Annotated in this window: 22 protein-coding genes; 8 read left to right on the top strand and 14 right to left on the bottom strand. The window is 37.4% G+C overall.

Annotated features, from left to right (window positions below):
* Positions 1-633: 633 nt before the first annotated feature.
* From GQR44_RS12720 to GQR44_RS12710, 3 genes are all read right to left on the bottom strand, one after another.
* Positions 634-1,713 carry a polysaccharide lyase family 7 protein gene (locus GQR44_RS12720; RefSeq protein ID WP_166372142.1) on the bottom strand — a complete coding sequence of 360 codons (1,080 nt, stop codon included), beginning with the start codon at positions 1,711-1,713 and terminating at the stop codon, positions 634-636.
* A 262-nt stretch (positions 1,714-1,975) separates the two neighbouring features.
* On the bottom strand, positions 1,976-2,263 hold the full coding sequence (locus GQR44_RS12715; RefSeq protein ID WP_113819433.1) for a pyrimidine/purine nucleoside phosphorylase: 288 nt from the start codon (positions 2,261-2,263) through the stop codon (positions 1,976-1,978).
* Between the two features lie 71 nt (positions 2,264-2,334).
* On the bottom strand, positions 2,335-4,245 hold the full coding sequence (locus tag GQR44_RS12710) for an ABC transporter ATP-binding protein (protein WP_166372141.1): 1,911 nt from the start codon (positions 4,243-4,245) through the stop codon (positions 2,335-2,337).
* A 135-nt stretch (positions 4,246-4,380) separates the two neighbouring features.
* Between GQR44_RS12710 and GQR44_RS12705 the strand changes: the two genes are divergently transcribed.
* On the top strand, positions 4,381-4,605 hold the full coding sequence (locus GQR44_RS12705) for a YheV family putative zinc ribbon protein (protein WP_166372140.1): 225 nt from the start codon (positions 4,381-4,383) through the stop codon (positions 4,603-4,605).
* Positions 4,606-4,617: 12 nt separating this feature from the next.
* On the top strand, positions 4,618-5,106 hold the full coding sequence (locus GQR44_RS12700) for a peptidylprolyl isomerase (RefSeq protein ID WP_166372139.1): 489 nt from the start codon (positions 4,618-4,620) through the stop codon (positions 5,104-5,106).
* A gap of 248 nt (positions 5,107-5,354) precedes the next feature.
* Here the strand turns inward: GQR44_RS12700 and GQR44_RS12695 are convergent, their stop codons facing one another.
* The 3 genes from GQR44_RS12695 to bioH form a co-directional block, all read right to left on the bottom strand.
* Positions 5,355-5,768 carry a hypothetical protein gene (locus GQR44_RS12695; protein WP_166372138.1) on the bottom strand — a complete coding sequence of 138 codons (414 nt, stop codon included), beginning with the start codon at positions 5,766-5,768 and terminating at the stop codon, positions 5,355-5,357.
* An 11-nt stretch (positions 5,769-5,779) separates the two neighbouring features.
* Positions 5,780-6,034: a flagellar biosynthesis protein FlgE gene (locus GQR44_RS12690; RefSeq protein ID WP_166372137.1), complete on the bottom strand. Its 255-nt coding sequence runs from the start codon at positions 6,032-6,034 to the stop codon at positions 5,780-5,782.
* Between the two features lie 74 nt (positions 6,035-6,108).
* On the bottom strand, positions 6,109-6,954 hold the full coding sequence (bioH, locus tag GQR44_RS12685) for a pimeloyl-ACP methyl ester esterase BioH (protein WP_346774349.1): 846 nt from the start codon (positions 6,952-6,954) through the stop codon (positions 6,109-6,111).
* Between the two features lie 29 nt (positions 6,955-6,983).
* Between bioH and GQR44_RS12680 the strand changes: the two genes are divergently transcribed.
* Together GQR44_RS12680 and nfuA are read left to right on the top strand one after the other, a co-directional pair.
* Positions 6,984-7,745: a phosphoribosyltransferase family protein gene (locus GQR44_RS12680; RefSeq protein ID WP_240923651.1), complete on the top strand. Its 762-nt coding sequence runs from the start codon at positions 6,984-6,986 to the stop codon at positions 7,743-7,745.
* A 296-nt stretch (positions 7,746-8,041) separates the two neighbouring features.
* A complete protein-coding gene (gene nfuA / locus GQR44_RS12675) occupies positions 8,042-8,623 on the top strand; it encodes a Fe-S biogenesis protein NfuA (RefSeq protein ID WP_166372136.1) in 582 nt (193 codons plus the stop codon).
* A 3-nt stretch (positions 8,624-8,626) separates the two neighbouring features.
* Here nfuA and yjeH read toward each other — a convergent pair whose 3' ends face one another.
* The gene (gene yjeH / locus GQR44_RS12670) at positions 8,627-9,901 is read right to left on the bottom strand and encodes an L-methionine/branched-chain amino acid transporter (protein ID WP_166372135.1); all 1,275 of its coding nucleotides are present in this window, start codon (positions 9,899-9,901) and stop codon (positions 8,627-8,629) included.
* A 437-nt stretch (positions 9,902-10,338) separates the two neighbouring features.
* Between yjeH and GQR44_RS12665 the strand changes: the two genes are divergently transcribed.
* On the top strand, positions 10,339-12,090 hold the full coding sequence (locus tag GQR44_RS12665; protein ID WP_166372134.1) for a DEAD/DEAH box helicase: 1,752 nt from the start codon (positions 10,339-10,341) through the stop codon (positions 12,088-12,090).
* A gap of 164 nt (positions 12,091-12,254) precedes the next feature.
* On the opposite strand, the gene glmU is transcribed toward GQR44_RS12665, so the two are convergent.
* Positions 12,255-13,616 (bottom strand): bifunctional UDP-N-acetylglucosamine diphosphorylase/glucosamine-1-phosphate N-acetyltransferase GlmU, encoded by a 1,362-nt coding sequence (gene glmU / locus GQR44_RS12660; RefSeq protein ID WP_166372133.1) that lies wholly within the window; start codon positions 13,614-13,616, stop codon positions 12,255-12,257.
* A 367-nt stretch (positions 13,617-13,983) separates the two neighbouring features.
* On the opposite strand from glmU, the gene GQR44_RS12655 reads away from it, so the two are divergent.
* Complete coding sequence (locus GQR44_RS12655; protein ID WP_166372132.1) at positions 13,984-14,823, top strand: isopenicillin N synthase family oxygenase; 840 nt, start codon at positions 13,984-13,986, stop codon at positions 14,821-14,823.
* Between the two features lie 218 nt (positions 14,824-15,041).
* Here GQR44_RS12655 and GQR44_RS12650 read toward each other — a convergent pair whose 3' ends face one another.
* The 3 genes from GQR44_RS12650 to GQR44_RS12640 all read right to left on the bottom strand — a co-directional run bounded on the left by GQR44_RS12650 (position 15,042) and on the right by GQR44_RS12640 (position 17,612).
* Positions 15,042-15,770 (bottom strand): amino acid ABC transporter ATP-binding protein, encoded by a 729-nt coding sequence (locus GQR44_RS12650; RefSeq protein ID WP_205963062.1) that lies wholly within the window; start codon positions 15,768-15,770, stop codon positions 15,042-15,044.
* A 22-nt stretch (positions 15,771-15,792) separates the two neighbouring features.
* Positions 15,793-16,743 carry an amino acid ABC transporter permease gene (locus GQR44_RS12645; RefSeq protein ID WP_166372130.1) on the bottom strand — a complete coding sequence of 317 codons (951 nt, stop codon included), beginning with the start codon at positions 16,741-16,743 and terminating at the stop codon, positions 15,793-15,795.
* Positions 16,744-16,814: 71 nt separating this feature from the next.
* Positions 16,815-17,612: a transporter substrate-binding domain-containing protein gene (locus GQR44_RS12640; protein ID WP_166372129.1), complete on the bottom strand. Its 798-nt coding sequence runs from the start codon at positions 17,610-17,612 to the stop codon at positions 16,815-16,817.
* Between the two features lie 602 nt (positions 17,613-18,214).
* On the opposite strand from GQR44_RS12640, the gene nadE reads away from it, so the two are divergent.
* Both nadE and asd read left to right on the top strand, forming a co-directional pair.
* The gene (gene nadE, locus GQR44_RS12635) at positions 18,215-19,045 is read left to right on the top strand and encodes an ammonia-dependent NAD(+) synthetase (protein WP_166372128.1); all 831 of its coding nucleotides are present in this window, start codon (positions 18,215-18,217) and stop codon (positions 19,043-19,045) included.
* 231 nt (positions 19,046-19,276) lie between these two features.
* On the top strand, positions 19,277-20,389 hold the full coding sequence (asd, locus tag GQR44_RS12630; protein WP_166372127.1) for an aspartate-semialdehyde dehydrogenase: 1,113 nt from the start codon (positions 19,277-19,279) through the stop codon (positions 20,387-20,389).
* Positions 20,390-20,477: 88 nt separating this feature from the next.
* Here the strand turns inward: asd and gpsA are convergent, their stop codons facing one another.
* The 3 genes from gpsA to grxC all read right to left on the bottom strand — a co-directional run bounded on the left by gpsA (position 20,478) and on the right by grxC (position 22,439).
* Positions 20,478-21,482 (bottom strand): NAD(P)H-dependent glycerol-3-phosphate dehydrogenase, encoded by a 1,005-nt coding sequence (gene gpsA, locus GQR44_RS12625; protein WP_166372126.1) that lies wholly within the window; start codon positions 21,480-21,482, stop codon positions 20,478-20,480.
* A gap of 210 nt (positions 21,483-21,692) precedes the next feature.
* Complete coding sequence (secB, locus tag GQR44_RS12620) at positions 21,693-22,154, bottom strand: protein-export chaperone SecB (protein ID WP_166372125.1); 462 nt, start codon at positions 22,152-22,154, stop codon at positions 21,693-21,695.
* Positions 22,155-22,190: 36 nt separating this feature from the next.
* Entirely contained in the window at positions 22,191-22,439 is a 249-nt protein-coding gene (grxC, locus tag GQR44_RS12615; protein WP_166372124.1) for a glutaredoxin 3, read from the bottom strand.
* Between the last annotated feature and the right edge of the window lie 2 nt (positions 22,440-22,441).

The raw sequence follows: 22,441 nt of genomic DNA, 5'->3' as shown, positions 1-22,441 counted from the left end.
TAAAACTTACTGCTAATCACTTATATAAATATAAGAAACTAACAATTTATTATTCTGAAATAATGAATTATTTCGTGTGTCACTATTATTGATGTTGCCTTTACAAGAAAGGACTTTGATTTTTTTGAAATCACATCAACAACAAGTGCTCACACAGATTGTTTGATTAAATTGTTAAAGAGCGTGCCTTGCGGCTAGGCGGCGTATATTACGCGCCTTTCGAACATTGTCAACGTTTTAATTTAACTTAATTTCGAAGCGAACAACGAAGCGTTAATACGTTAAAAACTATTCTCAAACTCGCTGGGTAACTTGCGTTCCGTCCCGTGTCTGTGGATGCGCATTATAGGGATCTTGAAAAGGTAAGCAAGCGTTTTATTATGATTATTTGCAATAAAGTGACTGAGTGACTAATTAAACAACAAAGAGCGTGTTTTTCATGCAAAATAGTGATAATTCAGGACTAAAAAGGAAAAGTTAATTGTATTAAGTTGCACTTAATATCTAAATTTTATTATCTATAAGCACTGATATAAGTACAAATAGCCCATTTTTAACTATTTTAATAATAGTTAAAGTCATAATTTAAGGTCTTTCACTTATATGAAAGACTTTAATGTCTATTAAGTTAGCTTATTGCTCTAATGTTAATTGGTAAAAACTTACTTTTGCATAATCACCAGCTGCAATTCCATTGTTAGTACATTCAGATGATCCAACATTACATTGGTTATAATTACCTGCTTTAAAGTACATCCAATCATTTGCATAACCTTCATCGTATTCATTACCTCTATAATGTGGTTTCGACAAATCTATTTCTGCTGTTTTAACTTCTTCGCCTTGTTCTCCGATATTTTTAACAAAGGTTAAATGCATAATGCTATTTTCTACATTTACATTATATGAAAACACTTCACCTAACTTAATCCCGTCCATTGGTTCAGCTGAGCCTTCACGTAAATCATAAGCACCAAACACGTTATGATAAATATCTTTACGTTTTGAGTAATTATCACCCGTCGCATTTATTTCATAACGCCAATACAGTGAACCGTATTCATGACCGGGTAATTTACGGTATACGATTTTTAAAGGTTCGTTTTTTGAACCATGAATTTGGCCTATGACAGTAGAGAAAGCACCGTTTTTATCTGCGTTACCGCTCGTACTTACCCAATCTACTGATAATGTTGCAGATAACTCTCCTCCGATTGAGCCATAATCTGCTGCATCGGGGTTAGCGGCGATTGCAAAATTGTTTTTTGGATCTTTATATGACTTGGCTAACATAGCACGTAATTCACTACGCGCATTTTTGCTGTTTGGCGTTGTCATTGCTTTGTTCGGAGTAGCAAAGACCATCGCACCGGTTCTTGCATCTGTATAAAACCAATCAGAATGAGTATAAGGATTGGTAGTGCTTCCTAGTTTTTGAGCAGAAATTTCCATAACTTTGCCTGCACGGCCAGGTTTGTCATCTTCCATTGGAATATTAATTTTCCATTTTGTAAGGTCAAAGTTTTGAGATGGTGCTTTGTTAGGATCTAGTTTAGTGATTAATGCTGTTGTATTAGCAGATGGATGTAAAGGCGTTGTTGCATTAGCAACTTGTCCTGTTACATAATCGCCTTCATTTACTTCATTAGTATCGTTACTCGCACAACCAACTAACAAACTTGCCACAAGCGCACTTAAATATATTTTTTTCATGAGAATGCCTACTCTATTAATATCAACAAAAAAACTTGAAAGGCAAGTTATAATATTATTGTATTATTAATTGTGATCTTCTTGGAAAATATTAAGACTTAATATTCAATAGATAAGAGGTATATGATTTTTTGTTAACTGTGTGGCATTAATTATTTCTATTCAAAAAAGAAGAAGTGAATAAAAACGAGGAAGGTTATTGGTTAGTAAAAAGGAGCCTAAGCCCCTTTATGATTTTCTAATATTAGCAATATGTTAAATATTATGCTTTATATAAGCAAAGGTAAGCAGTTTGAACGACAACTTTAACATCAAAGCTTGAATTTGCTTCTACTTCAAATGTTTCACCTGCTTTATAAGTTTTCCACTCAGTTGTATCAACTAAGCGCACTGTTAGGCTACCACTTACTACTGTCATATATTCATAAGCACTAGTACCAAATGTGTACTCACCAACTTCCATTACGCCTACTGTTGCAGGTAATGTTTCGCTTTGGAATGCGATTGATTTAACGTTACCATCGAAATATTCATTTGCTTCAAAACTCATTTTAATCCCTTTATTATTTCATTTGCTGGTGAATCATTGCGCAGAGAGTATGGCGAAGCTGCACCTAAAATTCAAGTTTCCAATTCTGATTGCAGTGTTTCTATCTGTTCTTGCGCATCCATCCATAACATTTCAGCTTCTTCCAACTGCTCTTTTACTTCGCCTTGTTCTTTTAATAGATTAGTTAATTTCTTTTTATTCTCTTGATCATAAAGCGAACTATCACTTAACTGTTCTTCAATCTCGGCCACACGAGCAGAATGAATATCCATTTGCTTTTCAGCGCTGGTTAGCTGCTTTTTATAAGGCGTTAGTTTTTTACGAAATTCAGCTTCTAATCTTTTTTGATCTTTACGATTAGCACTCACCGACACGATTTTATCTTCGCTTTGAGAGGCTTGTTTTTCAATACGCTGTTGATCTGATAACCATTGATGGTAATCATCTAGGTCACCAGAAAATGGCTCCACTTTTTTATCGTGTACTAAATACAGATCATCAATAGTAGTACGTAATAAATGTCTGTCATGTGATACAACAACCATGGCACCTTCAAATGCTTGTAGTGCAACCGTCAGTGCATGCCGCATTTCTAAGTCTAAGTGATTGGTTGGTTCATCAAGTAATAATAAGTTAGGTTTTTGCCAAACTAATAATGCTAAAACTAAACGTGCTTTTTCTCCACCAGAAAACGGAGCGACAATATCAAAAGCTTTGTCACCTTGAAAACCAAAGCTACCTAAGAAGTTACGCAATGGCAGCTCTTTCTCATCTGGTGCCAAACGCATTAAATGTTGCATTGGGCTTTCGTCTAGATGTAAAAACTCTAATTGATGCTGTGCAAAGTAACCAATCTTTGCATTGGTATTGATTTCAATCTTGCCAGATTTAGGCTGAAGCTGATTTGAAAGTAATTTAACGAGTGTTGATTTACCCGCACCGTTGCGACCTAACAAACCAATACGGCTACCTGGGACTAGGTTTAATTTTATTTCATCAAGAATTAATAGATCTTCGTAACCTGCACTCACTTTTTCCAGTGTAAGTAATGGCATGGGTAAAGCTTCAGGCTCTCGAAATGAAAAACTAAATTGGCTATCAAGATGTGCAGGTAATAACGTTTCCATTTTTTCGAGCGCTTTAATACGGCTTTGTGCTTGTTTGGCTTTATTGGCTTTATAACGAAAACGATCAATATAACTTTGCATATGATCCATTTGCGCTTGTTGTTTTTCGTAGGAAGATTGTTGCTGCATCAATTTCTCAGCACGCTGGCGCTCAAAGCTAGTGTAGTTACCGGTATATTCAAATAATTTATTCTGTTCTATATGAATAATTTTATCGACGATACTATCAATAAAGTCTCGGTCATGAGAAATAAGGATTAATGTTCCTTGATATTGATGTAACCATTTTTCAAGCCAAATCACCGCATCTAAATCAAGGTGATTGGTTGGTTCATCGAGCAACAATAAATCGGATGGGCAAAGCAACGCTTGTGCTAAATTTAAACGCATGCGCCAACCACCAGAAAAGTCACTTACCGGCCGACCTTGAGCTTGTTCACTAAACCCTAACCCTGCTAATAACTCAGCAGCACGAGATTCAATGGTATAACCACCAGCATTATCTAGTAAAATATGCATTTCAGCGATTTTAGTACCATTATCTTCAGCCTCTGCTTGTTTTAATTTTGCTTGTAAAGCACGAAATTGATGGTCGCCATCGATTACATATTGCAAGGCATTAGTATCTAAAGCAGGCGTTTCTTGAGCAACACTCGCTAGTCGCCAATGCTGAGGAATAGTTAATTCGCCGGCATCAACTTGGTGCTCTTGCTTTAATAAAGTGAAAAAACTAGATTTACCACAGCCATTGGCACCAACTAAACCTACTTTTTGTTTTGGATTGATGGTTGCACTGGCATTTTCAAGTAAGGCTTTTCCACCTCGGATAAATTCGATATTAGTTGCAACAATCATAAATTCAGAGTCTCAATGTAAATCAGGTAAATTAGATCAAGATAATAACGAACTTTACAAAGTTGAGCCATAACTACTGAAAATGAGTGCTAATTTGTTTATCATTACGTACTTTTTGTCATTTGTGATTTGTATATGCCTGTATCTAAAAATAAAAAACGCTTCATCGCTGGAGCTGAATGCCCACAATGTAAGACTATTGACAGTATTGCTTTGACACTGGAAAATGCAGTTGAGACTTTAACCTGCGTCGCTTGTGGTTACACACAAACACAAACGCCTAATCAGGCTAAATCAGCAACACGTCAATTTGAACAAATAATTGGTGTTTTTGATCCCTCTGAACCCGATAAAGAATAGAGAGAAATAACGATGAAAATTGAAAAAAATTCAGTAGTAGCAATCCACTTTGGTGTTGCAGAAGTTGACGGTAATGCGCTTGATAGTACAGAAAACGGTAGCCCACTTGAATTTATTCAAGGTGCACAATATTTAGTACCAGGTTTAGAGAAAGAGTTAGAAGGTAAAGAAGCGGGTTACAAATTTGATGTAACACTGCAAGCAGAAGATGCTTACGGTCCTTTCCAAGAAGAGTTAGTTCAAGAAGTTCCTCGTACTTTATTTGAAGGCGTTGATGAAATTGAAGTAGGTATGTCATTTCAAGCAGAAACAGAGCAAGGCCCTCGTACTGTAGAAGTCACTGGCGTAACGGAAGAAAATGTTAGCATTGATGCAAATCATCCTCTAGCAGGTATGGCATTACAATTTGTTGGTGAAGTTATTTCTGTTCGTGCTGCGACTGATGAAGAAATGTCACATGGGCATATTCATTCAGCTGAAGGCTGTGGACATTCTCACTAAATAGAACCTTATTAAATAGCGAGTTACTTGATAGCTTGTTATTTAATAAATAGTCGTTAAATAGACTATTTAAAAAAGGACTAACAGTAAGCTAGGCTACATGGATTTGTGGCCTTTTTTATAGCTAATTTTCCTCTTTAATAATTGTCAGAAACGCCCCTTTAAAAACAATTCACCTGCAAAACCTAATAACAAAGTAACTCTAGACAATGCCTTAAAGATGATTTGCTAATAAATAATATAAACAGCTAGATATCATAATTAACGGTCGGTTCAGGTATAGGTGACACTGCATCGTTATATTTTGCTTGAATCACTGAGACTACTTGCTTGTAATCGGAGATCCCCTTTAATTGCACAGAGACTTTATCCATCTCGCGATGTGAAAGTTTTAATTTGCTGGAAAAGAAAAAATCACGTCTTTGATTGAAGCCACTTGAATGCCTTTGTTGTTTTGACTCAGGATTATCCTTTTGAAGAATTTGCCCAGACTGATGAGCGACCTGTTCTCGTTCTTGCTGAGATCGCATTTTAGCGTAAGCATGAGTTTCCTCGGTTTTTGGAATAGCTGTTTGTAATTGATTTTGACGATGAAGTGTTTCCGCGGCTTGCGGGAAAGGAGCCGCGACAATAGGTGGGAGTTGAACATTTACATTAACCATGAGGGTTAAAGTTAGACAGACACATCAATCAGTGAACCAACCATCTCATCAGCTGTTGTGATCACTTTTGCAGAAGCTTGTGCTTGAATTTCCGCTAGCTTCATATTGATCAATTCTGCTGTCACTGGTTGTGAGTCATAACTGCTATTTTCTGTATTTTCAGAATTCACGGGTTGATTAGCAATCTTTTCACTGGATTCAGTTATTTGCTGTGATGCTTGATTCAAGCCATACAGACCTGAAGAAAACGCTGAATTTATTTCCATAAATAACTCCTAAGCAATGATTACAACTCCATTATGGCTACTTTTTAAGCAAAGATAAAGCTTAACATGAATAGTTATCCTTCAATAAAGTCGATCACGACACGCTGAAAATGAACAGATTCACTTATAAATGGAGCATGTGAAGAATGTTCAAATATAACCTGCTGATTAGCAGGATATAATTTAATCAACTCAGGCATATTCGCAATAGGCACCAAACTATCCAAGCGTCCAAATAAACTTAAACATGGCATAGTCAATTGACTAAATGATTCTCGTAAATCAACATTACTTAATAAATCTAAACCTGCAATCAACGCATTTTGCTTTGGCTGTGGCTGTTCTGCTAATAAACCTTTAATAATAGCAATATCATTTTTTACCGTCACACTACCCATCGCCTGCAAGGTTAAAAATCGATTTAATGTTTTTTCAGGCTGTGTAATGACTCCTGTTTTAAATCGCTCAAACACCGCTTTTTTTACACCTAACCACTGGCCTTGTTCTACAAATTTTATCGCAGCACACACCTGAATTAATTTTTCAACGCGTTCGGGATGATGACGTGCGACATAGGTTGCAATCAGCCCTCCTAGCGACCATCCACACCAGATGGCATTATCGGGTAATTTTTTCAAAATTGAGTCTGCGATATTGGCCAAAGAATAATCTGAAATTTCAGGTTCTTTACCAAATCCTGGGAGATCAACTAGATGCACGCAATAATGTTGACTTAGTTGTTCAGCTGCAAGTTGCCAGATAGCACTATTTACTCCCCAGCCATGCACTAACACTAAATTCTTCCCTGTACCCATTGATTGATAAGCAACCTGATGTTGAGGTTGACGACCTTCAGGAATACTTATTTGTAGATTAGTCGACTCATCACCTTGCTTATTACTTTGCTGTTCTATACTCACCGTAACCTCATTTAATAATAGGGTTTGATTTGAAAAATTTTCTGAATGCGATTAATCAACACTGCCAAACATTACTTGAAGCTTGTTTACCAAGCCATTGTTTATTGTGCCACTTACCTAGTAAGCAGTCTCTTATTTGTCAGTGTTGTTATGATTCAATCTTAACAGATAGGCCTTGTTGTTTACATTGTGGTTGTGGATTAACAAGCTCACAAGCATATTGTGGAGAATGCTTACAACATCCTTTTAGTTTTCGTCAACTACATGCGATAGCAAGCTATCAAACACCCTTTCCCGTTTTAATAAAACAATTAAAATATAATGGTCAAATATTATATGCAGATTTACTCGGTTTATTGCTCGCTCATTCAATACAAAACCGTTATAGCCAGCAACAATTACAAGAAATCGATTGTATTATCGCAGTGCCACTACACACCAAAAAACACAGAAGCCGAGGTTTTAATCAAGCACAATTAATTAAGGATTCTTTAGTCAAGCACTTGCCCGTAATTACACTGTACGAACCACCCGTTAATCAGCCATTTATTATTAGAAATAAATTAACCACAGCACAGGAAGGATTATCAAGAGCACAGCGTTTACACAATTTAAATCACGCATTTTCATTAAGTAAAGACGCAGAGATAAGTTTACAGGGGAAAAATATTGTACTTATTGATGATGTTGTCACTACGGGTGCAACTATTAATAGCCTATGCCAATGCTTATCAACAGCTAAAGTTAAGACAATTGATGTTTGGTGTATTTGCCGCACGGAATTAGGCTAAGAAGCTTTAATATGACTAAGTAACTGCAATATTAATTAAATAGCTCTAATATTTACTAAGTAACTTTAACTCTCAATGACTAAAAAACCACAATAACGTTAAATCTTTTACGCATTACTGACGTTTAAGAAGAATTCCTTTAAATATCAATACATAAAACGACCAATAATGTTTCTATAATAGCTTTTATTTGATCCTAAATTTTATTATTTGTTGCAATTTCACTCTTTGCTTTATTATTGCATTCAAATCTCGCTATAATGTCCTAGTAAATTACTCAAGCATAAAGGTTGAACATGATCGAAATTACTCCAGTTGCACAAGCACATTTTGCAAAATTACTAGCGCCACAAAAAGAAGGCACTAACATCCGAGTGTTTGTTATCAACCCAGGCACACCTAAAGCAGAATGTGGTGTATCTTACTGCCCACCGGAAGCAGTTGAAGCTAGCGATACACGTTTAAGTTTTGAAGGTTTTGATGCATTAGTTGATGAAGTTAGCTTACCTTACCTAGAAGATGCATTTGTTGACCTAGTTGAAGAAGATGCAGGCACACAACTAACACTGAAAGCACCAAACGCAAAAATGCGTAAAGTGAAAGATGACGCTCCACTACTAGAACGCGTTGAATACGTTATTCAAGTACAAATAAATCCTCAACTAGCAAGCCACGGTGGATTTATTAAACTAATCGAAATCACTGATGATAACGTTGCTGTGATTGAATTTGGCGGTGGCTGTAATGGTTGCTCACAAGTAGACTTGACCTTAAAAGAAGGGATCGAGAAAGAATTACTTGAAGAGTTTTCAGGAGAGCTAAACGCAGTACGCGATGTTACTGAGCATGCTCAAGGCGATCACTCTTTCTATAAGTAACGTCTAACTTGTTTTAACGCGGTTGTTTGAAGGATAGATAACCGCATAATACCCTCCTAATATTGTTATTAATAACAGTGCGAATAACATTTCCTTACCCAAACTCAAAAATAGTAGTAAGCAAGTAACACTTGCAATAACCGCTATCCATCGACCTTTACCTGGTAATAATTGAATCCCCGCGATTCCAGCGGCAAGATAAATTAAAATAAACAATCCATTCGCATAAGCAATTAAATTATCAATCGGCAAATCAATAAAGTTACTGATTAATAGCATCACAAAACAAAGTATAACCGCAAAAGAGAGCCCCCAATAAGCAACATGGTGTTGATTTAAGCGGGTGAAGTTAAGGTGAATTTGTTGTTGATTCCCCATGCTTTGTAATAAGCGAGAAAATCCAACAAAGTATAAGCTTACTGAAATAAAGCAGGTACAAAACCCTACTAGATTTACTAATACATAACCTTTACGGCCTAAACTAGACTCAACTAAATGCACCACTGAATTAAGATTCCTCTCCTGATCGCCATAAAAGCCTGTCTTTAATAAGCTGATACTAATTAACCCGTAAACCACTAAGGTAATAGTGATCCCGATGAAAATAGTCAGAGGAAAGTCTCGCTGTGGCTGCTCAAAGTCATCGGCAATATGCGTAATCGCTTCAATACCTAAAAAACACCACAGAATAAAAGTCGCAGCCAAAGCAATCTTATCGAAGTGAAACTCGGTGACAGGCAATGCTAAGGATGGGTCTAGCTGGGTATCAATGGAAGCAAACAACAAGGTCCCGACAATGAGTGCACTCAATGCAGATTGGATCACAGCCGCTGTTTTTAGTCCTAGTAGATTAATAATTAAAACTAACAACAGCATAGTGATAGCAATCAACAATCGATGATCCGCGCCTGTAGCAAGTAACTGCCATTCTATTAATGCATTTTGTAAAAAGTTGGCAGCTGTCATGGCGATAACAGGTGAACCCAATGCCACTACCCAAATAAACAACCAACTGACCAATCGTCCACTGCGCTCGCCAAATGCTTGCTGCACATAATAAGCAGTACCGCCAGCATGAGGATAAATTTTACCTAATTGTGCAAAAGTAAAAACGATAGGCACAATTAAAATTCCCATTAACGTCCAAGCTAATAATGACCAACTGCCCGCCACTTGCGCTGCAATAGCAGGAATAATAAAAACACCAGATCCTAATAAAGCAGAAACTAATAAACCAACGCCTTGTAATACCGACAATTTATGGGTGTGCAATGCCACTGTGACTCCTTGAAAGACAATCTCTGTGAGGGATATATGGAAAACAGCAGTTTATCACTGCAAACAACGACATTAAGTAATAAAAGGAAATTAAATGAAATAAAATGAAATAAAAATCAAGCAACCATCTAAAAATAGAAACCACAAGTCAATTATCGGATTTCCCATGGTTGATAGCGATTAATTTATAAAAAACGTGCGGTTTGTCAAAATAAAGCGGGCATTTTATAAACAAATACAGTAGAATGCGCCTCCCTCGCAGAAGGATCCATCTAAAGCGAAGCAGAATATTCAGAGTAAACCTACTACGCGATTGATTTCGCGAAAATTAATGGACACGTTTTACAGCTTCTAACTTGTTAGGCTGATGTAGGAATAGGCTGAATTTAACGTACATTCGAGTAATGTGCAGAATTTTATAAACTCATGAGGCCACTATGTCAGAGTCAGAAAACCAACAAGCAGTAGAAGAAGTAACAGGACCAACATTTAAAGATTTAAACTTACCAGAAGCGCTTGTTAAAGTTGTTTCAGAAATGGGTTACGAAACACCATCTCCTATCCAAGCACAATGTATCCCACACCTATTAAATGGTGAAGACGTATTAGGTCTTGCTCAAACAGGTACTGGTAAAACAGGTGCATTTGCACTTCCTTTATTAGCAAACATTGATATTAGCAAAAACCATCCTCAAGTATTGGTACTAGCGCCAACACGTGAGCTTGCGATTCAAGTTGCAGAAGCATTTCAATCTTATTCTCGTCATATGCGCGGCTTCCACGTTATGCCTATTTACGGCGGTCAAAGCTACAATATACAGTTTAAGCAATTAACTCGTGGTCCACACGTAGTTGTTGGTACTCCTGGTCGTATCATGGATCACTTGAAACGTAAAACATTAGACTTATCAAACCTAAAAACATTAGTACTTGATGAAGCTGATGAAATGTTACGCATGGGCTTCATTGATGATGTTGAAACGATCATGAAAGAAATGCCAGAAAAGCATCAAACAGCGCTTTTCTCAGCAACAATGCCTGATCAAATTAAACGCATTACTAAGCGTTACATGAACAACCCAACAGAAGTTAAGATTAAAGCTAAAACATCTACTGTTTCAAACATTGAACAAAAATGTTGGATCGTACGTGGTGTTAATAAGTTAGACGCTTTAACTCGTATGTTAGAAACTGAAGACTTTGATGGTGTTATCATCTTTGCTCGTACTAAAACAGCAACAGTTGAATTAGCAGAACGTTTAGAAGCACGTGGTTACCGCAGTGCAGCACTAAACGGTGATATGAATCAACAAACACGTGAACGTACTATCGCTCGCCTTAAATCAGGTGGCTTAGACATCTTAGTAGCAACAGATGTTGCTGCACGTGGTCTAGACGTAGAACGTATTAGCTTAGTTGTAAACTACGATATCCCAACAGATACTGAATCTTATGTTCACCGTATCGGTCGTACTGGTCGTGCTGGCCGTACTGGTAAAGCAATCTTATTTGCTGCACCGCGTGAGCGTCGTTTACTACAAGCAATTGAACGTGCAACTCGTCAACCAATTACTATTATGGACTTACCAACACGTGATGAAGTAACTCAAACACGTATTGATAACTTCCAAAAACAAATATTCTCTACATGTGAAAGTGAAGATCTAACATTCTTCCGCACTTTGTTTGAGCAAATGGTAAACAACACTGAAATTGATGATACAGATCTTGCTGCTGCGTTATTATTCATGGCACAAAAAGAAAAACCATTACAGCCTGTTGAAGAAAAATTTGTAGAACCACGTAGCAATGATCGTAACGAACGTAGTGATCGTGGTGATCGTCCTCGTCGTGACCGTAACGAACGCAGTGACCGTCCTCGTGGTGATCGCCCTGACCGCAATGACCGCGCACGTAGCGAAGATAAACCTCGTGGTCGTGGACGCCCTACTGATGTTGAACTTGAAATGTTCCGTTTAGATGTTGGTCGTGAGCACGGTGTACAAGTTAAAAACATCGTTGGTGCAATTGCAAATGAAGCAAATATCAATAGTCGCTTCATTGGTGATATTCGTTTAAACGATGATCACTCTACAATTGAATTACCAAAAGGTATGCCGGAAGAAACACTTTCACACTTAAGAAATGTGCAAGTATGTAAACGTCCACTAAACCTTAAAAAGTGCTAACCATTAAGGTTTAGTATTTTATCAAGGAGGCTAACGCCTCCTTTTTTATACCTGAAATTTATCAATCATCCTATTCAAGGCAATAAAAAAGGCCGCTAACCTAAGTTAACGACCTCTCATAGTTTGCTTACTAGTTAAAGCTCTAAACCAATTTAAGCTAAGCCTTATTTCTTTTTAACGGGACGCTTCCAGCCTTCAATATTGCGCTGTTTAGTACGTGAAATACATAATGCGTTATCAGGAACATCACTTACCACTGTTGTACCCGCACCTGTCGTCGCGCCATTACCAATGGTAACAGGAGCAACAATCTGACAATCACTGCCCACAAAAACATCGTTACCAATAACAGTCAGGTGTTTATTAACACCATCATAATTACAAGTGATCACACCAGCACCAATATTAACGCCACTACCAACCTGGCTATCGCCAATATAACTTAAATGACCGCATTTAGTACCTTCACCTAAGGTTGATTTTTTAACTTCAACAAAGTTACCAATATGCACTTCTTTTGCAATTACAGTATCTGGACGAAGTCGTGCAAAAGGACCAATTGAGGCATTTTCGCCAATTTTTGCACCTTCGATAATAGAATTTGCTTTAATCTCCGTATTATCTGCAATATCACAATTTTTTAGGATACAGCCAGCTCCAATCTTAACGCCGTAACCTAAGTTCACTTTACCTTCGATGATCACATTGATATCAATATCAACATCTTGCCCGCAGGTTAGTTCACCACGCAAGTCAAAACGAGTTGGGTCGCGTAACATCACTCCATCAAGTAATAACTTGTTAGCGTTTTCAAGTTGAAAAGCACGTTCTAAATTAGCAAGTTGCAGACGGTTATTAACACCTTCTACTTCAAAAGCATGTTCAGGTTGAACTGTTTGAATTGAAGCGCCTTCTGAATATGCCATTGCAATAATATCCGTTAAGTAATATTCGCCAGCAGCATTATCGTTAGATAAAGCAGGTAACCAACGATTTAAATCATTCGCATCTGCGACTAAAATACCTGTGTTTACTTCTTTAATTGCTAGTTGAGCCGCATTTGAATCTTTTTGCTCAACAATGCCAATCACTTCACCATTTGTACGCTCAATGCGGCCATAACCTGTTGGGTCATCAAGCTCAATAGTTAATAAACCAATGCCGCCTTTAGGCTGCACTGTCACTAATTTTTCTAATGTAGTCGCAGATAATAGAGGAACATCACCATAGACGATTAAGATTTTTTCATCCGCTTTAAAGTGTGGCTGCGCCATTTGCATTGCATGGCCAGTACCTAATTGCTCAGTTTGTTCGATCCAATTTAAACAATCATCAGCAATATTTTTTTGCATGATGTCGCCATCGTGGCCATATATTAAGTGTATATTTTCAGAACCAATGCCTTTTACCGTATCAATAACATGTTGCACCATCGGCTTATCAGCAATTTTATGTAATACCTTAGGTAAAAGCGAACGCATGCGGGTACCTTTACCAGCAGCAAGAATAACAACACTTAAAGACATAATGAGACCTTAATAATAAAGAATGATAAAACGTTCATTTTAGCGGATTTTTTGATAAGAACGTATAAGAAAATACTGATCTCGAGATTTTGGTAAACATAACCATAAAAAAATATCCGATTAATATCATTTTAATTAAATATTTTTCATTTTTTGTAATTTTCACCGCCTTAAGCACCAAGATGATATGCGTAGATATAGAAAAGGTAACCTTGATGGTGACTAGATTGAGCTTAATAAGCTTTTTCTAATGTTTCTTTTGTGCTCTACAGCATACTTCAAACTTACGAATATTATTTGCACCTAGATTCGCCTATTAAAGTGTTGTTAAAATATGAAATTACTACTTAAAACATAAGATAAAAATATGAAACTTGAAGCCATAGATTACAATGCCGAAAATGCGCAACAACTGTTTGTTGAATCCCTTCGCAATACTGGGTTTGGTGTATTAAAAAATCATCCTATCCAGCAACAAATAGTGAGGTCTATTTACGACAATTGGCAGCAGTTTTTTAACTCTCAAGATAAAGTGGACTTTCATTTCAATGCTGAGACTCAAGACGGTTTTTTCCCAGCTGAAGTTTCTGAAACGGCGAAAGGAAATACAAAAAAAGATATTAAAGAATATTTTCATTATTATCCTTGGGGACAATGTCCTGCACAATTAAAAACTGAACTTCAAAATTATTACCAACAAGCGGGTAACCTTGCTGCTGAGTTATTGACTTGGGTAGAGGATAATTCACCAACTGAAGTTTCAAAATTATTCACACAACCGCTTCCAGATATGATTAAAGATAATCAACAGACATTGTTGAGAATACTCCATTACCCTCCATTAAAAGGAGATGAAGAGCTGGGTGCGATAAGAGCAGGTGCCCATGAAGATATTAATTTACTGACTATTCTTCCTGCATCTAATGAGCCCGGTCTGCAGGTAAAAAGCATAGAAGGTGAGTGGTTAGATGTACCATCTGATTTCGGTAACTTGATTGTTAATATCGGCGATATGCTACAGGAAGCATCAGGCGGATATTATCCGTCAACAACCCACCGTGTTATTAATCCTGATGGCGCAGACAAAACGAAGTCTCGAATTTCATTACCTCTTTTTCTTCATCCAAAACCAGAAGTTGTTCTCTCGGATAATTACACTGCGGATCAATACTTAAAGGAACGCCTAAGAGAGCTTGGTGTTATTTAAAAAATTTGACGCTGGAGCTAAATGTGCTCCAGCGTCAAGGGCTGAAAACTTGCAAATTCACATTTATAATTAATATGATTCGAAAGTTGCCTTAGGTGGCGTAGGTTTGCAGAGAAATAAAGACTTAATAGGTTGTTAAATTAAGCAGTTTTTAATACTGGCACTAAACAACCTTGCCTAAATTAATCGCTATCTAAAATGCGATGCTAGTTACAAACTTATCGAATATTTGACAGGAATTTTTGTAATCTTACATGATTTGTTACCTTACCAAAAATATTTTCAGGAATATCATCAACTAATAAAACGCCATCTTCCATAAATAAAACACGATCAGCAACTTCGTTAGCAAACCCCATTTCATGAGTAACCACGACCATGGTCATACCATCTGCAGCTAAGGACTTCATTACATCCAGCACTTCACCCACCATTTCCGGATCAAGTGCTGAAGTTGGCTCATCAAAAAGCATCATATCCGGTTTCATTGCCAAGGCTCTAGCAATAGCTACTCGTTGCTGCTGGCCACCAGAAAGTTGACTTGGGTAGATATCCATCTTTTCTGCAAGCCCTACACGTGTCAACAACACTTCAGCTTCTGAAATGACTTCATCTTTACTACGACCAGCCACTTTTAATGGTGCTAACATTACATTTTCTTTAACAGAAAGATGCGGAAATAAGTTAAATGATTGAAATACCATTCCGATATTTTCTCTCAACTTATTAATATTAGTATCGTCATCATACATTTTTACGCCATCAACCGTAATTTCACCACTCGAGATAGTTTCTAATTGATTTAAAGTACGTAAATAAGTGGATTTACCAGAGCCAGAAGGCCCAATGATGACAACAACTTCGCCACGTTGAATATTGGTTGTTACTTTTTTTAATGCATGACAGCCGTTAGGATAAATTTTATCAACATCAACAGTGACGATCATATCGTTACCTTCATACTTTTTCTTATCTGTCATTATTTGCTAACCTTTTTTCAATACGCTGTATGCCCCAAGATAAGGTAGATGTTAAAACTAAATACAATGCAGCAACAGTAAACCAAACCTCAAAGGTAGCGAAACTACCACTCACCACTTCTCGTCCCGCTTTTGTTAAATCAGTAATAGAAATAACAGAAACTAACGAAGAATCTTTAATCAAATTAATAAGCTGTCCAGCCATTGGTGGCAACGTACGCTTAAAAGCCTGTGGAAGGATCACATAAGTCATCGCCTTCGTATAAGTCATGCCCAGTGAGCGTGCAGCCTCCATTTGGCCAGCTGAGATAGACTGAATACCAGAACGGAGGATTTCAGCAACATAAGCACCAGTAAAAACAGATAATGCAACAACACCAGCAGTAAAACGATCTAGATCGAAAATTGTTCCTAGGAAAAAATAAACGATAAATATTTGCACTAGTAGCGGCGTACCACGAATAATTTCAATATATAAAACAGATAAATTTTTACTAAATGGGTTGTCTGAGATCCTCATCAATGCGGCAATTAAACCAATAATAATAGAGAATAATAAAGAGATAACAGAAATTTTCAGGGTCATATATAACCCATCAATTAAAACACCACTTCTAATACCTTCCTTGCGTGCTAATAGATCACCTTCAAAAATAAGATCACCATCAGAAATAAGCACTTGATCAGCACCTGAAATTACGCGAGAAGGATCGCCGTTATCAAAGGTTAAGGTGATCACACCATCAGCATTAACTGCCGCATTTGCATCGCCTTGGGCAATAATATCGATAGGAGATGTATCAATAATATAAGGAAGGACCAGGTGCCATTGCCATTTATAATTAATTGTTTGTGATGCGGAATAAATTCCGGCTGAGATAAGGCCAATCGTAATAATAAACAGCACATGCCATTTCAGTTTATTGGGTTTTTCGTTCATAAGTCCACCGACAGTCAGAAAATAAAAAACCAGAGGAGATCCTCTGGTTTTAAAGGGCTTACTTAAAAACCTTATTTAACTTGGCTTAACCAAGCATCACTATTAAACCATTTATCATAGATGCGTTGATAATTACCATCACCTTTAGTTTGTCTTAGAAAGTTATTAAGGAAATTCAACATATCAGGATCACCCTGCTTAACAGCCCAACCTAAAGGCTCATAAGTAAAAGGTTCTAGAATAGCGACCGTTTTACCTTTTGATTGGTTTGCATAAATCGAGATGAATGGCATGTCGTAAATCATTGCATCAGCTTTACCGTTAATGACTTCAAGTGCAGCATCAGTCTGTGTTTCAAAGGCATTATATTTTGCTTTTGATAACATTCTCTTAATTACTTGCTCACCAGAAGTACCCAACTTACCTGCAATAGTGTATTCACCGGCATTGAGGTCTTTGTAGCTAAGTACTTTACCTTCTAGTTTTGGATTCAGTAGTATAGATTGACCAACTGTAATGTACGGGTCGGCAAAGTTAACACGCATATTTCTTTGTGCGTTAATGGTCATACCTGCCATTATAATATGGCACTTATCTGTTAATAACGCAGGAATAATACCATCCCATGCAGTATTGACAGGCACGTACTTAACACCCATTTGCTTAGCCATCAATTTACCTAAATCCACATCAAAACCGATATAACTTCCGTTTTTAGATTTCATTTCAAATGGCATATACCCTGCATCAAAACAAGCTCTAAGCTCACCAGCTTTACTGATATCATCTAAAGTCCCTGCATTAGCAATACCAACTGATAATGCTAGAAGAGAAGTCGCTGAAACGAGTTTTCTAAGTTTGTTTTTCATGTAAAAATCCTTTTAGTATTTGAAGTGTTTATCACTAATAATGCGCTTCATTAAGACAATTAATGTCACGACATTATTTTAGTTATATAGATGTAGCAACAAATACGCCAATAAGCGAGCTTGGATAAGAAAAAAATTGATCCGTGATTCAACAAAAATAAAAACATAATTGATTAAAAAATATCGAAAAGCGGACAATATTTAACAAATATTCCAGTTTTTTAAAAAACACAATATCAATACATGTAACCTACTACTGAATTTCATAGATCAAAAAAGGTAGAACGCACCAATAAAGAGCATTTCGCACCAAAATAGAGCGATAAAATATTTTAATTGAAAGTATTAAGATACCTCAATGCTTTTAACTTATATGAGATAAATAGTCAGTGAAATAAAGGAAAGTACAGTGAGCTTAATGCTTTCAAAGCCGTACGAATAAAATATTGCTATCTCGCCTAAAAATTTAACCGAAAAAGACAACAGAACAAATAACTATAAAAAATGGCGACTTTTTTGCATAATCATAGTCATCCTTGGTACTTTATAGTGCATTGCCATCTATCAATATCAATATTAACCTTTTAAGAATAGGCTGCCTCATGAAACAAAAGATACTGCAAGAGATGTGTGTGTTAGCAGACATCAATATAGAAAGTGAAATTCAACGTCGTATCAGCTTTATCCAAAACATACTAAAAAAAGCACATTCTAAAACCCTTGTATTGGGTATCAGTGGCGGTGTTGATTCCAGTACTGCCGGGCGACTATGTCAGTTATCAGTAGAGCAATTGAACACGCAAGAAAACACTAATAGCTACCAATTTATTGCGGTTCGTTTGCCCTATGCAGTACAAAAAGATGAAGATGAAGCGCAGCTAGCGTTAAGTTTCATTCAACCAACACACACTGTCGCGGTAAATATTCAAGCCGGTGCGGATGGTATTCATGAAAGTACGTTAGATGCGATTAAAAACAGTACTATTAATTACTCCGATGATACCAACCTTGATTTTATTAAAGGCAACGTTAAAGCACGTATGCGAATGATTGCTCAATACGAAGTTGCAGGTTTAACGGGTGGGTTAGTTGTTGGTACCGACCATAGTGCTGAAAATATTACGGGCTTTTATACCAAGCACGGTGATGGTGCCTGCGATTTAGCTCCTTTATTTGGACTAAACAAACGTCAAGTAAGATCGCTTGCTAAACATTTAGGTGCGCCAAGTTTGTTAGTTGAAAAAGCACCTACTGCTGATTTAGAAGAAGATAAACCACAGCTTGAAGATGAGATAGCACTAGGCATGACCTACGATCAAATCGATGATTTCTTAGAAGGTAAAAGCGTCCCTCAAGAGATCGAAGATAAACTGATTGCCATTTACTTACGTACGCAGCATAAACGTCAACCTATTCCAACAATTTACGATTAATAAGCAACGATTATAAAAACCACAGGTATGCCTCTACTTACCTGCACTGACCAGTAACAATAACTTACCTTGGTTGTTTAATAAAAATTAAGCAATCAAGGTAAGATTGCCCTTTTTTCCCAAGCAAACCATCAAATAACTAGCCTTATTAAGCCCTCTAATGGTAGATTCTGTATTCGGTTAATGATTAATCGGTTCTATTTAAACTATAAATGAAAGGAAATGTAGACCATGAAAAAAGTGGGTTTAGTTGGTTGGCGCGGTATGGTTGGATCTGTTCTTATGCAAAGAATGCGTGAAGAGAATGATTTTGCAACGATTGAGCCAGTATTTTTCACCACCTCACAAGTTGGTCTAGCATCTCCAGAAGTTGGTAAGCCAACCGATACTTTAAAAGATGCATCTTCAATCGAAGCATTAGCAGAAATGGATATCATCATTACTTGCCAAGGTGGCGATTACACTAATTCAGTTTATCCAGCACTACGTGCTAGTGGTTGGAACGGTTACTGGATTGATGCGGCTTCTTCGTTACGTATGAAAGATGACAGCATTATCGTACTAGACCCTGTAAACAAAGATGTGATTCAACAAGGTCTAGCTGATGGCGTAAAAACCTACGTAGGCGGTAACTGTACCGTTTCACTGATGCTATTAGCATTAGGTGGTTTATTTGAAGCAAACTTAATTGAATGGGTTTCTCCACATACTTACCAAGCAGCTTCAGGTGCAGGTGCACGCAACATGCGTGAGTTGATTAGCCAAATGGGTGCAATTGAAGCATCAGTAGCAGATGAGCTAGCAGATCCTGCTTCTGCTATTTTAGAAATAGATAAAAAAGTGGCTGAATTCATTCGCAGTGATGCATTACCAACTGAACAGTTTGGTGCACCGTTAGCGGGTAGTTTGATTCCATGGATTGATGTACCAATGCCTTCTGGTCAATCAAAAGAAGAATGGAAAGCACAAGTTGAAGCAAACAAAATTCTAGGCACTAGTGATAATCAAACACCAATTGATGGCTTGTGTGTTCGTATTGGCGCGATGCGTTGTCATAGCCAAGCAATCACAATGAAACTTAAAAAAGATGTTTCAGTAGCTGAAATTGAAAAGATTCTAGCATCACATAATGAGTGGGTTAAAGTGATCCCTAATGAACGTGAAGCCACCGTTTCTGAGCTTTCTCCTGCAAAAGTAACAGGTACATTAAGTATCCCTGTTGGTCGTATCCGTAAATTAGCAATGGGTCCTGAGTACATCAGTGCATTCACTGTTGGAGATCAACTATTATGGGGCGCAGCTGAGCCATTACGTCGTATGTTGAACATATTACAAGATGCTTAATTTGCATTAGTTTGTAACATCTATTAAAAAAGGCCTCAATGAGGCCTTTTTTGTATATCGGTTTTTATAATCTCAAGTAGACTAGATGCTACTCGCCTTTCTTACTACGTGATAACAAATCCATCGCAGCTTCTTTTACTGCTTTGCCTTGATAAAGTACGTAATAGATTTGTTCACAAATCGGCATTTCGATATTAACGCGTTTTGCTAGATTATAAACTTCTTCGGTATTACGGTAACCTTCAACTACTTGGCCAATTTCAACCTGTGCTTCATCAATGCCTTTGCCTTGGCCTAAAGCCAAACCGAAACGTCGATTACGGGATTGATTATCAGTACAAGTTAATACTAAATCACCTAGTCCCGCCATTCCCATAAATGAAGACTCAGCGGCACCTAGGGCAACACCTAAACGAGTTAATTCAGCTAACCCACGAGTGATTAATGCAGTACGAGCATTTGCACCAAACCCTAAGCCATCGGCTAAACCTGCGCCAATTGCAATCACGTTTTTAACAGCACCGCCTAATTGCACTGCGGTAAAGTCTTCTGAAATGTAGGCTCTAAAATTACTTTGGTTGTGAAAAAGCTCTGAAAGGTGTTGCGTAAAGCTAAGGTCAGTTCCAGCAACCGCAACCGCAGTAGGTAAACCTTTTGCCACTTCCATCGCAAACGTTGGCCCAGACAATACAGCCAAAGGATAAGCTTCACCCACGATATCCCGCGCGACTTCCTGTAATAACCGTCCAGTTTCAGCTTCTAGCCCTTTAGTTGCCCATGCAATGCGGTGTTCAGGACGTAATAAAGGTTTAACTTGAGATAATACTAAACCAAATACATGGCTTGGCACTACAAGCAGAATAGTATCCGTTGCAGCGATGCATTTTGCGAGATCACTTTCAGGTTGAAGACGTTCAGGAAATGTAACACCGGGTAAGAAGGCTTTGTTTTCACGATCTGATTGGAGGCGTTGAATATGGTCAGCTTGATGACCCCAAATTAATGTATTGTGGCCGTTACGAGCCAATGCAACAGCAAGTGCGGTGCCGTAAGAGCCTGCACCTAAAACTGTAATTGCAGTTTTTTCAGTCATTCATCATCACCTATTTAATGTCAACCGGAATAAATAAATGCTCCATGTTACTGACAATAACAAGCCATTGCTGAGTTAGGGCTTAACCATTTAAATTAAGAGCTAGCCATGTAAGCTAAGACCTAACTATATAAATTAAGACCTAGCTATGGCTTGTTATTTTTAGGTAATATTGGTTCAAATACTCATACCGATTGTTATAGAACTTAATTAAGAATTTAATGTTTCTACTTCAGCTTGCTGATTTGCCATTGCTTGTTGAAATAGAGCATCAAAGTTCACTGGAGCTAGGTTTAACTGTGGGAAAGTACCACGAGTCACTAAGCTTGATACCGCTTCACGTGCATATGGGAATAGGATATTTGGACAAAATGCATTTAAGCAATGTGCTAATTGAGGGCCTTCAAGCTGTGAAACAGAGAAAATACCTGCTTGTTGTACTTCACATAAGAAAGCTACTTCACCTTCCACTGTCGCAGTTGCTGTCAGTGATAAAGTTACTTCGTATACACCTTCTTCTAATTTATTAGATTGTGTATCAATGTCCATTTTAACTTCTGGAGCCCATTCTTTTTTAAAAATGTCAGGTGAATTTGGGCATTCAAAAGAGATATCTTTTACATAAACACGTTGGATGTTGAATTCTACTTGTTGTTCTTGTTGTTCTGGCATGATCTTTCCTTAATCCTTAAAAATTATTTATTCGTATTAACTTAACAATTCATCAAGTTGGTGTGCGCGTTCTAATGCATACAACTCGTCACAACCGCCTATTGCCTTACCGTCTATAACAATTTGTGGAACCGTTGTTCCACCAGTCAATTTTGTCATATTCGGACGAAGAGAACGGTCAGACACATCAATTTCTTGATAGGTTACTTCTTTATTGTCCAACAATTGTTTTGCACGAACACAATATGGGCAATATGGAGTGGTGTAGATAGTGATAGTAGCCATAA

The organism is Psychromonas sp. SA13A, from assembly GCF_011378715.1.
Lineage (GTDB): Bacteria > Pseudomonadota > Gammaproteobacteria > Enterobacterales > Psychromonadaceae > Psychromonas.
The sequence above is the reverse complement of the archived record's forward strand: the minus strand, read 5'-3'. Positions and strand labels throughout refer to the sequence as shown.

Bases quoted from the DNA above. Each gene is read 5' to 3' on its own strand.
- GQR44_RS12645 (WP_166372130.1), bottom strand. From the start codon at position 16,743: ATGAACGAAAAACCCAATAAACTGAAATGGCATGTGCTGTTTATTATT.
- GQR44_RS12710 (WP_166372141.1), bottom strand. From the start codon at position 4,245: ATGATTGTTGCAACTAATATCGAATTTATCCGAGGTGGAAAAGCCTTA.
- GQR44_RS12655 (WP_166372132.1), top strand. From the start codon at position 13,984: ATGAAACTTGAAGCCATAGATTACAATGCCGAAAATGCGCAACAACTG.
- GQR44_RS12650 (WP_205963062.1), bottom strand. From the start codon at position 15,770: ATGATCGTCACTGTTGATGTTGATAAAATTTATCCTAACGGCTGTCAT.
- GQR44_RS12690 (WP_166372137.1), bottom strand. From the start codon at position 6,034: ATGGAAATAAATTCAGCGTTTTCTTCAGGTCTGTATGGCTTGAATCAA.
- GQR44_RS12665 (WP_166372134.1), top strand. From the start codon at position 10,339: ATGTCAGAGTCAGAAAACCAACAAGCAGTAGAAGAAGTAACAGGACCA.
- secB (WP_166372125.1), bottom strand. From the start codon at position 22,154: ATGCCAGAACAACAAGAACAACAAGTAGAATTCAACATCCAACGTGTT.
- gpsA (WP_166372126.1), bottom strand. From the start codon at position 21,482: ATGACTGAAAAAACTGCAATTACAGTTTTAGGTGCAGGCTCTTACGGC.
- GQR44_RS12705 (WP_166372140.1), top strand. From the start codon at position 4,381: ATGCCTGTATCTAAAAATAAAAAACGCTTCATCGCTGGAGCTGAATGC.
- GQR44_RS12695 (WP_166372138.1), bottom strand. From the start codon at position 5,768: ATGGTTAATGTAAATGTTCAACTCCCACCTATTGTCGCGGCTCCTTTC.
- glmU (WP_166372133.1), bottom strand. From the start codon at position 13,616: ATGTCTTTAAGTGTTGTTATTCTTGCTGCTGGTAAAGGTACCCGCATG.
- GQR44_RS12700 (WP_166372139.1), top strand. From the start codon at position 4,618: ATGAAAATTGAAAAAAATTCAGTAGTAGCAATCCACTTTGGTGTTGCA.
- GQR44_RS12715 (WP_113819433.1), bottom strand. From the start codon at position 2,263: ATGAGTTTTGAAGCAAATGAATATTTCGATGGTAACGTTAAATCAATC.
- nfuA (WP_166372136.1), top strand. From the start codon at position 8,042: ATGATCGAAATTACTCCAGTTGCACAAGCACATTTTGCAAAATTACTA.
- GQR44_RS12640 (WP_166372129.1), bottom strand. From the start codon at position 17,612: ATGAAAAACAAACTTAGAAAACTCGTTTCAGCGACTTCTCTTCTAGCA.
- GQR44_RS12720 (WP_166372142.1), bottom strand. From the start codon at position 1,713: ATGAAAAAAATATATTTAAGTGCGCTTGTGGCAAGTTTGTTAGTTGGT.
- grxC (WP_166372124.1), bottom strand. From the start codon at position 22,439: ATGGCTACTATCACTATCTACACCACTCCATATTGCCCATATTGTGTT.
- nadE (WP_166372128.1), top strand. From the start codon at position 18,215: ATGAAACAAAAGATACTGCAAGAGATGTGTGTGTTAGCAGACATCAAT.
- asd (WP_166372127.1), top strand. From the start codon at position 19,277: ATGAAAAAAGTGGGTTTAGTTGGTTGGCGCGGTATGGTTGGATCTGTT.